11 protein-coding genes are annotated in these 12682 nt (G+C 71.8%); 6 read left to right on the forward strand and 5 right to left on the reverse strand.

From position 1 onward, the window contains the following. Positions 1 to 129 precede the first annotated feature (129 nt). The 3 genes from ADK60_RS24685 to ADK60_RS24695 all read left to right on the forward strand — a co-directional run bounded on the left by ADK60_RS24685 (position 130) and on the right by ADK60_RS24695 (position 3579). Positions 130 to 1392, forward strand: coding sequence for a MurT ligase domain-containing protein (locus ADK60_RS24685; RefSeq protein ID WP_045942901.1), 1263 nt, complete (start codon positions 130 to 132; stop codon positions 1390 to 1392). 64 nt (positions 1393 to 1456) lie between these two features. Next, complete coding sequence (locus tag ADK60_RS24690) at positions 1457 to 2185, forward strand: type 1 glutamine amidotransferase (protein ID WP_045942902.1); 729 nt, start codon at positions 1457 to 1459, stop codon at positions 2183 to 2185. A 368-nt stretch (positions 2186 to 2553) separates the two neighbouring features. Further along, on the forward strand, positions 2554 to 3579 hold the full coding sequence (locus tag ADK60_RS24695; protein WP_045942903.1) for a 6-phosphofructokinase: 1026 nt from the start codon (positions 2554 to 2556) through the stop codon (positions 3577 to 3579). 117 nt (positions 3580 to 3696) lie between these two features. Here the strand turns inward: ADK60_RS24695 and melC2 are convergent, their stop codons facing one another. Both melC2 and melC1 read right to left on the reverse strand, forming a co-directional pair. Continuing rightward, a complete protein-coding gene (melC2, locus tag ADK60_RS24700) occupies positions 3697 to 4524 on the reverse strand; it encodes a tyrosinase MelC2 (RefSeq protein ID WP_045942904.1) in 828 nt (275 codons plus the stop codon). Between the two features lie 53 nt (positions 4525 to 4577). Beyond that, on the reverse strand, positions 4578 to 4988 hold the full coding sequence (gene melC1 / locus ADK60_RS24705; RefSeq protein ID WP_053648977.1) for an apotyrosinase chaperone MelC1: 411 nt from the start codon (positions 4986 to 4988) through the stop codon (positions 4578 to 4580). 317 nt (positions 4989 to 5305) lie between these two features. On the opposite strand from melC1, the gene ADK60_RS24710 reads away from it, so the two are divergent. Continuing rightward, entirely contained in the window at positions 5306 to 6301 is a 996-nt protein-coding gene (locus ADK60_RS24710) for a 2-hydroxyacid dehydrogenase (protein WP_053648979.1), read from the forward strand. 141 nt (positions 6302 to 6442) lie between these two features. Further along, the gene (locus ADK60_RS24715; protein ID WP_045942910.1) at positions 6443 to 7411 is read left to right on the forward strand and encodes a cytochrome c oxidase assembly protein; all 969 of its coding nucleotides are present in this window, start codon (positions 6443 to 6445) and stop codon (positions 7409 to 7411) included. An 88-nt stretch (positions 7412 to 7499) separates the two neighbouring features. On the opposite strand, the gene ADK60_RS24720 is transcribed toward ADK60_RS24715, so the two are convergent. Next, positions 7500 to 8207 carry a TetR/AcrR family transcriptional regulator gene (locus ADK60_RS24720; RefSeq protein ID WP_053648981.1) on the reverse strand — a complete coding sequence of 236 codons (708 nt, stop codon included), beginning with the start codon at positions 8205 to 8207 and terminating at the stop codon, positions 7500 to 7502. 142 nt (positions 8208 to 8349) lie between these two features. Here ADK60_RS24720 and ADK60_RS24725 point away from each other — a divergent pair, with 142 nt between their 5' ends. Beyond that, the gene (locus ADK60_RS24725) at positions 8350 to 9831 is read left to right on the forward strand and encodes an MFS transporter (RefSeq protein WP_053648983.1); all 1482 of its coding nucleotides are present in this window, start codon (positions 8350 to 8352) and stop codon (positions 9829 to 9831) included. A 103-nt stretch (positions 9832 to 9934) separates the two neighbouring features. Here the strand turns inward: ADK60_RS24725 and ADK60_RS24730 are convergent, their stop codons facing one another. Both ADK60_RS24730 and ADK60_RS24735 read right to left on the reverse strand, forming a co-directional pair. Beyond that, positions 9935 to 12157, reverse strand: coding sequence for an NADP-dependent isocitrate dehydrogenase (locus ADK60_RS24730; protein WP_045942913.1), 2223 nt, complete (start codon positions 12155 to 12157; stop codon positions 9935 to 9937). Positions 12158 to 12287: 130 nt separating this feature from the next. Continuing rightward, positions 12288 to 12682 (reverse strand): DUF4180 domain-containing protein (locus ADK60_RS24735; protein WP_502687454.1); only part of this gene is annotated, 395 nt, incomplete at its 5' end.

Consider the following 12682-nt stretch of genomic DNA (forward strand, 5'->3'; position numbering starts at 1 on the left):
GCAGCAGGCGGCACGGGGTCCGGGGGGTCGAGCCGGGCGGCGGAGTCGGTAGGCTGATCCCGTCCCCGCCGCCCGACGGCCCGTAGTCCGGCCCCCGGGCGGTGCCGCAGCAAGGAGGAACCACTGAGCATGGCAGGCACCGAATCGGAGCCCACAGGCGCACGCGACGCCTCGCTGCCGGCACGCGCGAAGATCGCGGTGACCGCCGGCAAGGTGGCCGCCGCCGTGTCCCGCAAGGCCGGCCGAGGCAGCGGCTCGGTGATCGGCGGCAAGGTCGCGCTCAGGCTCGACCCCGATCTGCTCGCCACCCTCGCCGACCACCTGGACGTGGTGCTGGTCAGCGCCACCAACGGCAAGACCACCACCACCCGCCTGATCGCCGAGGCGCTGCGCGCCGCCGGCCCGGTGGTCTCCAACGCCCTGGGCGCCAACATGCCGGCCGGCATCACCTCCGCCCTGGCCGGCGGCTCGGAGGCCCGCTTCGGCGTGATCGAGGTCGACGAGAAGTACCTGGCCGGCGTCGCCCGCGACACCCGTCCCAAGGCGATCGCCCTGCTCAACCTCTCCCGCGACCAGCTCGACCGCGCCGCCGAGACCCGGATGATGGCCGAGAAGTGGCGCGAGGGCCTCCAGGACACCGAGGCCGTGGTGATCGCCAACGCCGACGACCCGCTGGTGACCTGGGCCGCCTCCTCCTGCAAGAAGGTGGTCTGGGTGGCCGCCGGACAGGCGTGGAAGGAGGACGCCTGGTCCTGCCCCGCCTGCGGCGGTGTGATGCAGCGCCCCGGCGACGACTGGTTCTGCCAGGAGTGCGGCTTCCGGCGCCCCAACCCGCACTGGGCGCTCCAGGGCACCCATGTGGTCGACCCGCAGCGCGGCGCCTGGCCGATCCAGCTCCAGCTGCCCGGCCGGGCCAACCTCGCCAACGCCACCAGCTCGGCCGCGGTCGCCGCCGTGTTCGGCGTCTCCCCGCAGGTCGCCCTGGAGCGGATGCGCGGCGTCACCGCGGTCGCCGGCCGCTACGACGTGGTGCAGTACCAGGGCCGTGACATAAGGCTGCTGCTGGCCAAGAACCCGGCCGGCTGGCTGGAGACCTTCTCGCTGATCGACGGCCCGCCCACCCCGGTGGTGCTCTCGGTCAACGCGCTCGACGCGGACGGCACCGACACCTCCTGGCTGTGGGACGTCGACTACGAGCGGCTGGCCGGGCACCCGGTCTTCGTGCTGGGCCAGCGCAAGCTGGACCTCGCGGTGCGCCTGGAGGTCGCCGGGCTGCAGTTCCACGTCGTGGACTCGCTGGAGCAGGCCGTCCGGATGGCCCCGCCCGGCCGGATCGAGGCGATCGCCAACTACACCGCCTTCCAGCAGCTGCGGAAGGTCGTGGCCGGCTGATGCCGGAGCGGCACCCGCAGCCCCCAGCAGCCCACCGCACGTACGTCATGGAAGGCCTTCGAGGATGAGTGAGAGCAGCCTGCGCGTGGTCTGGGTCTACCCCGACCTGCTCAGCACCTACGGCGACCGGGGCAATGCCCTGGTCGTGGAGCGCCGGGCCCGCCAGCGCCATCTCAACGTGACCCGGATCGACGTCCGCTCCGACCAGTCGGTGCCCACCAGCGGGGACATCTACCTGATCGGCGGCGGTGAGGACCGCCCGCAGCGGCTGGCCGCCGAGCGGCTGCGCAACGACACCGGGCTGGTCCGGGCGGCCGAGAACGGCGCGATCATCTTCGCGGTCTGCGCCGGCTACCAGATCCTCGGCCACGAGTTCGTCAACGACCTCGGCCAGCGCGAGCCGGGCCTCGGCCTGCTGGACGTGTGGACCACCCGCGGCGAGGGCGAGCGCTGCGTCGGCGACGTGCTGGCCGACGTGGACCCGGCGCTCGGCCTGCCGCAGCTGACCGGGTTCGAGAACCACCAGGGCGTGACCCACCTCGGCCAGGGCGTCAAGCCGCTGGCCCGGGTCACCGCCGGCCGGGGCAACGGCACCGGCGACGGCACCGAGGGCGCCTGGCGGGACACCGTCTTCGGCACCTACCTGCACGGCCCGGTGATGGCGCGCAACCCCGCCGTCGCGGACATGCTGCTCAAGCTGGCGCTGGACGTGAACGCCCTGCCGCCGGCCGACACCACCTGGTACGACGCGCTGCGCGCCGAGCGCATCGCGGCCACGACGCGCCCCGCGTAGTACACCCCCGGTCCGTCCGCCCGGTGCCCGCGATGCGGTCATGGGCTCCACGGACGGGCCGGGACGTACGACAATGGGGCTGCCCCGTCCCGGGGCTGCCGGCTGCACACCCTCCTCGGCAGCAGGCTGCATTTCCACGCGGGGGCGTCGACGACGCCGCTCCCGCGTCGGCTCCTGCCCGGCCGGACGCAGGGACCGTATGCTCGACTCCACGGCCGGTTTCGGATGTTCTGTCCGAATCGGCCGGTCCTTCACCCGACAGTCACCTCCGCGCCCACCCGGCGCGGGTACGGCCTGTCACGGTGGCGGTCCGTCGTCCCAGCCTGTAGTCCGGCCGTTCCTCGGTTCTGCTCGGGAGTTGCAAAGCAATGCGTATTGGAGTGCTGACCAGCGGCGGTGACTGCCCCGGCCTGAACGCCGTGATCCGGTCCGTGGTCCACCGGGGGGTGGTCGACCACGGCGACGAGATCATCGGGTTCGAGGACGGCTGGCGCGGTTTCCTCGAAGGGCACCACCGGCCCCTGACCCTCGACTCGGTGAGCGGCATCCTCGCCCAGGGTGGCACCATCCTCGGGTCCTCCCGGGTCCAGCCCAGCCATCTGCGCGACGGCGTCGAGCGCGCCAAGCAGTACTGCGCGGACCTCGGCCTGGACGCGGTGATCCCGATCGGCGGCGAGGGCACCCTCAAGGCCGCCAAGCTGATGAGCGACGCGGGCCTGCCGATCGTCGGTGTGCCGAAGACCATCGACAACGACATCGCGTGCACCGATGTCACCTTCGGCTTCGACACCGCCGTCTCGGTCGCCACCGAGGCGCTGGACCGGCTGAAGACCACCGCCGAGTCGCACCAGCGCGTGATGGTGGTCGAGGTCATGGGCCGCCACACCGGCTGGATCGCCCTGAACGCGGGCATGGCGGCGGGCGCGCACGCGATCGTCGTGCCGGAGCGCCCGTTCCACATCGAGAAGCTCACCGCGGTCGTCCGGGAGCGCTTCGACCGCCAGAAGAAGTTCGCCATCGTGGTCTGCGCCGAGGGCGCCAAGCCCGAGCCCGGCACCATGCACTGGGAGGAGGGCAGCAAGGACATCTACGGCCACGAGCGCTTCACCGGCATCGCCACCCAGCTCTCCAGCGAGCTGGAGCACCGGCTCGGCAAGGAGGCCCGTCCGGTCATCCTCGGCCACACCCAGCGCGGCGGCACCCCGACCGCCTACGACCGGGTCCTCGCCACCCGCTTCGGCTGGCACGCCGTGGAGGCCGTCCACAAGGGCGCCTTCGGGCACATCACCGCCCTCCAGGGCACCAACATCAGCCTGGTGCCGCTGGCCGAGGCGGTGGCCGAGCTGAAGACCGTGCCGGCCGACCGCTACCTGGAGGCCGAGACGGTCATCTGACCGCCCGCCCCCGCACGTCCGGTGCCCCGGCCCCCGAGAGCGCGACTCTCGGGGGCCGGGGCCGTTCGCGGCGACTGCCCCGCCGGGAGCGGAACCGGACCGGCGTCGGTCAGCCGATCAGAACCCGGTGTCGTAGGTGTAGGTGCCGCTGTGGTCGAGCAGGTCGGCCGGGGTGACCGTGTTCCACGGCTTCATCCGGTCGTTGAGGTCGATCACGTCGGGCGTGCCGGCCGTCGGCAGGTAGGTCTTGCCGGGGTTGCGCTTCTGCCACTCGGACCACAGCTTGTCGACGAAGCAGTGGTGCAGCCAGAACACCGGGTCGTTGGGCGACATGCCGGTGGCCATCTGGCCGCCCACCCAGACGTGAACCCGGTTGTGCAGGTTGACCCCGCGCCACCCCTCCAGGTTGTTGCGGAAACCGGCCGAGGAGCTGTTCCAGGGCGCGGCGTCGTAGGTGGTGATGGCGAGCACCGACTCGGTGTCGGCCCGGCTGGGCAGCTGGGCCACCCCGGTGCCGAGCTGGCGGCGCAGATAGGTGCGGCTGTCGGTGTTGACGTTGAGCCGCCAGTTGCCGCCGGAGAAGGCGAACGGACCGGTGGTCACCTGGCCGTCGCTGCTGCGGCCGTTGCCGCCCATGAAGTCGGCGCCCCAGATGCCGGCGGTGGCGGTGCGGTCGGCGGTCCAGTCCCAGTACGGGAGGTTGACGCTGGGGTCGACGGCCTGCAGCGCCCGCTCGAACTCCAGCAGGTACTGGCGGTGCCAGGGCAGGAAGGAGGGCGAGCGGTGCCCGGTGCGCTCGCCGTTGTCGACGTCGCTGAGGATGAACTGGTTGTGCGTGGTGACGAACGGGTCGTAGCCGCCGTTCGCCTTGAGCGCCAGCACGGCGTTGACGAAGGCGCGCTTCTCCTGGGCCGTCAGGTTCGCCTGGTTCTTGCGGACTCCCATGAGTCCCCCCTCTGGTGGTGGTGTGTCGGTCTCGGGTGGCCGGGTGGCCGGAATCAGGCGGTGGCGACGGGGACGAGCGTCGCGCCCTGGAGGTCGTTGACGGCGGCCCGGGCGAGCGCGCGCGGCGTCGCGAAGGTCTGGTAGTGGTTGACGACGCTGATCCAGGTGCCGTCGGCGTTGCGCATCATGTGCAGCTCGTCGCCGTCGATCCGCACCTCGTAGCCGGTGCCGGCGCCGCCGCCGTGGTGGTGGCTCCCCCCGACGGCCGGACGGCCCTGGATCCGGCGGCCCTGGAAGACCTCGTCGAAACTGTCGGACGCGCCCGGGTCGGCGGCGGTGGCGGCCCCGCCGCCCGGGCCCGCGAGACCGATCACGACGGTGCCGGTGGCGACGGTCAGGGCGGCCGCGGCCCCCTGGAGCATCCGTCGGCGCGTCAGCTCCGTGGCATGGGTGTCTTCGGACATGGTGATACCCCCTCGAGTGCCCGGGACTGTGGTTCGGGCACTGTTCACGAACGATTGGTTAATCGTTAAACGAAGGTGATTCCTTGATCGAATCACTCGTTTCGATGGTCGCAATGCTTGTTGACCTACGGAACAGCCGATCGGCGGGGGTACGTAGGGTTGCGTATAAATCCGGTCATTTTCTGTCACGTGCCGAACACGCAGCGATCACGCCAGCGAGCACCCCCGGCGGCGTCCACCTGGCGGGGTCCGGAGGACACGGCCTAGCGTGACCGGAGGAGCGCAATGGACCGGACGGACCCAGGAGGGACCAGGCGATGGAGATCCTCGCGTACGGCGTACAGGCCGACGAACGACCGCTGCTGGAGAAGGCCTTCGCGGGCCGGCACGCGCTGCGCTGCCTCCCCGTCTTCCTCAACCGCGACACCGCCCCGCTCGCCGCCGGGTACCCGGCGGTCAGCAGCAGTGTCAACGCCGAGCTCGACGCCGCCACCCTCGCCGTCCTCGCCGCCGGCGGCACCGAGCTGGTCGCCCAGCGCTCCACCGGCTTCAACAACATCGACCTCGACGCCGCCGCCGCCCTCGGCCTCACCGTCGCCCGCGTCTCCCACTACAGCCCGTACTCAGTTGCCGAGCACGCGTGGGCCCTGGCGCTGGCCGTCAACCGCAGGCTCACCCGGGCCGCCAACCGCTCCCGCGAGTTCGACTTCCGCCTCGACGGCCTGCTCGGCCGCGACATCCACGGCATGACCGTCGGCGTCATCGGCACCGGCAAGATCGGCGAGTGCTTCACCCGCATCGCGGCCGGATTCGGCACCGAACTCCTGGGTTGGGACATCGCCCCCAACCCCGCCTGCCTCGACCTCGGCCTGACCTACACCGAACTCCCCGAACTGCTCTCCCGCGCCGACCTCGTCAGCCTCCACGTCCCCCTGCTGCCGGCCACCCACCACCTCATCGACGCCACCGCCCTCGCCCGCATGAAGGAGGACGCGATCCTGGTCAACTCCAGCCGCGGCGGCCTCGTCGACAGCGCCGCCCTGGTCGAGACCCTCCGCGCCGGACACCTCTCCGGCGTCGGCCTCGACGTCTACGAGGAGGAGACCGGCGTCTTCTTCACCGACCGCTCGATCGAGGGCATCACCGACGACACCCTCGCCCGCCTGGTCACCTTCCCCCAGGTCCTGGTCACCAGCCACCAGGCCTACTTCACCCGCACCGCGGTCGGCCAGATCATCGCCGCCACCGTCCGGAACGTCGACGACTTCGCCGCCGGCCGCCGCAACGGGAACGTCCTCGTCCCGAAGGGCTGAGCCGGCCGACAGGGGGCCGGGGGGCCGGCCGGGGTAAGGCCCGCCTAGGCTGTACGACGAAGCAAAACGGGCGAACCGGACCCACCCAGGGACCGCGAGGACGGAAAGCAGGACCCGCCGATGGGCGACGGAATGTCAGGCATGCACCACCACGGCGGGATGACCGAACTAGGACCCTTCACGTTCTCCAATGTGCTCACCTGGTCCCCCGACTGGGTGTTCCTGGCCGCCGCCCTGGCCGGGCTCGCGCTGTACCTCCTCGGCGTGGTGCGGCTGCGGCGGCGCGGGGACAGCTGGTCGGTCGGGCGCACGGTGGCCTGGGTGCTGGGCATCGGCTCGGTGATCCTGGTCACCTGCACCGGGCTGAACGACTACGGCATGGTGCTGTTCAGCGCGCACATGATCCAGCACATGGTGCTCTCCATGCTGTCGCCGATCCTGCTGCTGCTCGGCGGGCCGATCACCCTGGCGCTGCGCGCGCTGCGGCCGACCGGCAAGGGGCGTCCGCGCGGGCCGCGCGAGCTGCTGGTGGCGCTGCTGCACTCGACCTATGTGAAGGTGATCTCGCACCCGGGCTTCACCATCCCGCTGTTCATCGCGAGCCTGTACGGCGTCTACTTCACCCCGCTGTTCGACTTCCTCATGCAGTACCGGCTCGGGCACATCGCCATGATGGTGCACTTCCTGGCGACCGGGCTGGTGTTCTTCTGGCCGATCATGGGCGTGGACCCGGGCCCGCACCGGCCGGGCCATGTGATGCGGATCATCGAGCTGTTCATGGGCATGCCGTTCCACGCCTTCTTCGGCGTCGCGGTGATGATGGCCAACCACCAGCTGGTCAAGACCTTCACCACCGAGGGCGCGCCGCCCGGCACCGACCTGCTGGCCGACCAGAAGCTGGCCGGCGGCATCACCTGGGCGTTCGGCGAGATCCCGACCGCGATCGTGCTGATCGCGCTGGTCTACCAGTGGATGCGCTCGGAGGAGCGGCTCTCGCGCCGCCGGGACCGCGCCGAGGACCGCAGCGGTGACGCCGAGCTGGCGGCCTACAACGCCTATCTGGCCTCGCTGGACCAGCGCAACCGGCGACCGGCGGCCGACGCCGGCTGATCCGGCCGAAGACCTTCGACGAGCCCCCGTCCGATCGCGGACGGGGGCTTCGTCGTGCCCGGGCCCTGTCGTGCCGGAAGGGCCGGGCTCAGGCGCCGCGCGGGGCCTGCCGGGCGAGGCCGGCGACCAGGATGTCCAGGCCGAACTCGAAGCGCTCGTCGCCGACGTTGCGGGTGAGCGCCGCGGACATCGAGGTGATCATCGGATAGCGCTCGGCCGGGATGGTCGCGAAGTAGTCGTGGATCCGCTCGGTGAACTCCTGGGTATTGCCCCCGCCCCGGGTGGACGCCTCGAAGGCGGTCGCGGTGGTGTACAGGCCCAGCAGGTCGACCCCGTAGGCGGCGGTCTGCTCGTCCAGGCCGCCGGCCCGCAGGATGGCGAGCATCGCCTCGGCGATGTCCATCGCGTGCGGAGTGATCGGGACATTGGCGACCACGGCGGCCTTGGCCAGGTCGCGGTGCGCGAGCAGCGCCGCGCGGGAGCGCCGCAGCAGGTCCTTGATCTGCTCCTCCCAGCGGGCCGGGTCGGCCTCCTCCAGCTCGATGTCGGCGTAGGCGAGGTCGAGGACCAGCTCGACCAGCTCCTCCTTGGAGCCGACGTGGGCATAGAGGCTGGCCGCGCCGGTGCCGAGCTCCTGGCCGACCCGCCGCATGCTCAGGGCGTCCATGCCCTCGGTGTCGACGATCCGCAGCGCCGCCTCGACGATCCGCTCCCGGCTCAGCGGCTGCCGCCGGGGCGCCCGATCCCTGTCCTGCCAGTGCTCGGGCCAGCCGGAGCGCGGGGCGGCACTGGTCATGGGGGCTCCTTCGTGGTCGGTGACAGGACCCACAGTACTTGACACGAACACCGTTCCATGGGAGAACACTGTTCGTTCAAGAAAACAGTGTTCGTGATGACGAACGACGTTCGTCACTGGCTCTCGCTCCGGAGACCTCCCCATGACCAGTCAGGCCAGCCAGATCGCCCCACCCGCGCCCACCGGAACGCCGTCCACCGGCTACCGGCTGCGCTGGGCAGGACTCGCCGTCATCCTCGCCGCCGAGGTGATGGACCTCCTCGACACCACGATCGTCGGCGTCGCCGCCCCCGCCGTCCGGCAGGACCTGGGCGGCAGCGACGCCCAGATCCAGTGGATCACCGCGTCCTACACGCTCGCCTTCGCCGTCCTGCTGATCACCGGCGGCCGGCTCGGCGACCTCTTCGGCCGCAAGCGCCTGTTCCTCCTCGGCGCGGGCGGCTTCACCCTCGCCTCGGTGCTCTGCGCGGCCGCGCCCGGCGCCGGCACCCTGGTCGCCGCCCGCACCGTGCAGGGCCTGTTCGCGGCGCTGCTCATCCCGCAGGGCCTCGGCCTGATCAAGGCGATGTTCCCGCCCAAGGAGCTCGGCACCGCCTTCGGCCTGTTCGGCCCGATCCTCGGGCTCTCCTCGGTCCTCGGCCCGACCCTCGGCGGCTACCTCACCGGGGCCGACTGGTTCGGCCTCGGCTGGCGGGCGGTCTTCCTGATCAACCTGCCGGTGGGCCTGCTCACCGTGTTCGCCGCCGGGCGGATCCTGCCCGGCGACCGCAGCTCCCGGATCACCACTGGTACCGGCACCGGTGCCGGGCGGATCGACCCGGTCGGCGTGCTCGTGCTCGGCCTGGCCGTCCTGCTGCTGGTCTACCCGCTGGTGCAGGGCCGCGAGCTCGGCTGGCCGCTGTGGACCTTCCTCTCGATGGCCGCCTCGGTGCCGACGGCCTGGCTCTTCACCGTCCAGCAGCGCGGCGTCCTGCGGCGCGGCGGAACCCCGCTGATCGAGCCCTCGCTCTTCGGCAAGCGGGCCTTCGTCTCGGCGCTCGCCACCGGGCTGGTGTTCTTCGCCGCCCTCTCCGGCCTGATGCTGGTCTTCACCCTCCACCTCCAGCTCGGCCTCGGCTGGACCCCACTGCACGCCGGGCTGTCGATGATCCCGCTCTCGATCGGCGTGGTCGTCGGCGCCGTGCTGTCCGGCGCCCTGCTGGCCCCCCGGTACGGCCGCCGGGTGCTGCACCTCGGCATGGTGCTGGCCGCCGCGGGTGCGCTCGGTCTGTGGGTCACCGTGGACGGCGCCGCCGGCCTCACCTCCTGGCAGCTGGCGCCGGCACTCGCCCTGGCCGGCCTCGGCCTCGGCCTGATCATGGCCCCGTTCTTCGACATCGCGCTCGCCGGGGTCGAGGAGTCCGAGACCGGCTCCGCCTCCGGCGTGCTCAACGCCCAGCAGCAGCTCGGCGGCTCGATGGGCGTGGCCCTGCTCGGCACCGCGTTCTTCGGCTGGGCCCGCACCGACGGCTTCGGACACGCGGCCGGCCTGACCTACGGCCTGGTCGCCGCGCTGCTCGCGGCGGCCTTCGTGATCGCCTTCCTGCTCCCCCGGCAGGCCCGCCCGGACGGCGAGGGGCACTGAACGCCCCGCCCCCGCCGCCCCCGGGCGGTGGAACGCCGGGAGGCCCCGGGGTCCGTCGGTACGGACCCCGGGGCCTCCCGGGTCGTGCGCGCTGCGGGCGGGATCAGCCGAGGTTGGCGATGGCCTCGTTGAGCGTCTTCGAGGGACGCATCACGGCCGCGGCCTTGGCCGGGTCCGGCTGGAAGTAGCCGCCGAGCTCGACCGCGGAGCCCTGCACGGCGACGAGCTCCTCGACGATGGCCGCCTCCTGCTCGGTCAGCGTCTTGGCCAGGCCCGCGAAGGCCTCGGCCAGGGCGGCGTCCTCGGTCTGGCCGGCCAGCTCCTGGGCCCAGTACATGGCCAGGTAGAAGTGGCTGCCGCGGTTGTCGATGCCACCGAGGCGGCGGCTCGGCGACTTGTCCTCGTTGAGGAAGGTGCCGGTGGCGCGGTCCAGGGTGTCGGCCAGCACCTGGGCGCGGGCGTTGCCGGTGGTGCGGGCCAGGTGCTCGAAGCTGGCGGCCAGCGCGAAGAACTCGCCCAGGCTGTCCCAGCGCAGGTAGTTCTCCTTGACCAGCTGCTGGACGTGCTTCGGGGCGGAGCCGCCGGCGCCGGTCTCGAACAGGCCGCCGCCGTTCATCAGCGGGACGACCGACAGCATCTTGGCGCTGGTGCCCAGCTCCAGGATCGGGAACAGGTCGGTCAGGTAGTCGCGCAGCACGTTGCCGGTCACCGAGATGGTGTTCTCGCCGCGACGGATGCGCTCCAGCGAGAACGTGGTGGCCTCGACCGGGGCCAGGATCTCGATCTGCAGACCGGTGGTGTCGTGCTCCGGCAGGTACGCCTTGACCTTCTCGATCAGCACGGCGTCGTGGGCGCGGGTCTCGTCCAGCCAGAAGACGGCCGGGTCGCCGCTGACCCGGGCGCGGGTGACGGCCAGCTTCACCCAGTCGCGGATCGGCAGGTCCTTGGTCTGGCAGGCGCGGAAGATGTCGCCCGGCTGGACGGCCTGCTCCAGGACGACCTCGCCGGTGGCGGCGTCGACCAGGCGGACGGTGCCGGCGGCGGCGATCTCGAAGGTCTTGTCGTGGCTGCCGTACTCCTCGGCGGCCTGGGCCATCAGGCCGACGTTCGGGACCGAGCCGATGGTGGCCGGGTCCAGGGCGCCGTTGGCGCGGCAGTCGTCGATGACGGCCTGGTAGACACCGGCGTAGCTGCTGTCCGGCAGCACGGCCAGGGTGTCGGCCTCCTGGCCGTCCGGGCCCCACATGTGGCCGGAGGTGCGGATCATGGCCGGCATCGAGGCGTCGACGATGACGTCGCTCGGCACGTGCAGGTTGGTGATGCCCTTGTCCGAGTCGACCATGGCCAGGGCCGGACCGGCGGCCAGCTCGGCCTCGAAGGAGGCCTTGATCTCGGCGCCGTTCTCCAGCGCGTCGAGGCCGGCCAGGATGCCGCCGAGGCCGTTGTTCGGGTTCAGACCGGCGGCGACCAGGACCTCGCCGTACTTGGCGAAGGTCTGCGGGAAGAACGCCCGGACCACGTGGCCGAAGACGATCGGGTCCGAGACCTTCATCATGGTGGCCTTGAGGTGGACCGAGAACAGCACACCCTCGGCCTTGGCACGGGCGACCTGCGCGGCCAGGAACTCGTTCAGCGCGGCGGCGCGCATGACCGAGGCGTCCACGACCTCGCCGGCCAGCACCGGGACCGACTCGCGCAGCACGGTGGTGCTGCCGTCCTCGGCGAGCAGCTCGATGCGCAGCGCGCCGGCCTCGCCGATCACGGTCGACTTCTCGGTGGAGCGGAAGTCGTTCACGCCCATGGTGGCGACATTGGTCTTGGAGTCGGCCGACCAGGCGCCCATGCGGTGCGGGTGGGTCTTGGCGTAGTTCTTGACCGACGCGGGGGCGCGGCGGTCGGAGTTGCCCTCGCGCAGGACCGGGTTGACGGCGCTGCCCTTGACCTTGTCGTAGCGGGCGCGGACGTCCTTGTCCTCGTCGGTCCGCGGGTCGTCCGGGTAGTCCGGCAGCGCGTAGCCCTGCGCCTGCAGCTCGGCCACGGCGGCCTTGAGCTGCGGGATCGAGGCCGAGATGTTCGGCAGCTTGATGATGTTGGCGCCCGGGGTCTTGGCAAGGGCGCCCAGCTCGGCGAGGGCGTCGCCGATCCGCTGGTCCTCGGTCAGACGCTCCGGGAAGCTCGCGATGATCCGCCCGGCGAGGGAGATGTCGCGCGTCTCCACCTTCACGCCCGCGGTCGAGGCGTACGCCTGGACGACCGGCAGGAACGAGTACGTCGCCAGGGCAGGCGCCTCGTCGGTGTGCGTATAGATGATGGTCGAGTCAGTCATCGGTACTCCGCTTCACGTCTCCAACGTCTTGACGTCAAGATATCTCGTGACCGGCCCTCCGCTCCACCTCCCCCCGGCACGGATCAGCTCCACGGTCGACCCGATGCCGTCGCGGGGCAAGCGGAACGGGTCACGGGGACGGTCGGGAGGCGCCGTTCCGGGCCTCGTGCAGCGCGTCGATCCGGGCGTCGAACTCGGCCTCGTCGGCGAGGAACCACAGCTGGCGGCCCCGGTTGCTCTCCCGGACGAAGTCGCGCAGCGCGCCACTGGCCCCGGTGTACGCGGAGAGGTCGCCGACCACGGCGAGGCCGACCCGGTACTGGGCGAACTTCTGGGTGACCTCCCCGGCGAGTCGGGTGCCCAGGGTGAAGAACTCCGGCCCGAACCGGGTGGCGGGCACGACCAGCCACTCGGCGTCCTGGGCGAAGGCCTCGCCGAGCAGGTCCATGCCGTCGCCCGGGGCGCGGACCACCGGGCCGTCGGCGGACAGCCGCACCACGACCGGGGCGGGGGCGGGCGTCGGCC

The sequence above is a fragment of the Streptomyces sp. XY431 genome, from assembly GCF_001279805.1.
Classification (GTDB): domain Bacteria; phylum Actinomycetota; class Actinomycetes; order Streptomycetales; family Streptomycetaceae; genus Kitasatospora; species Kitasatospora purpeofusca.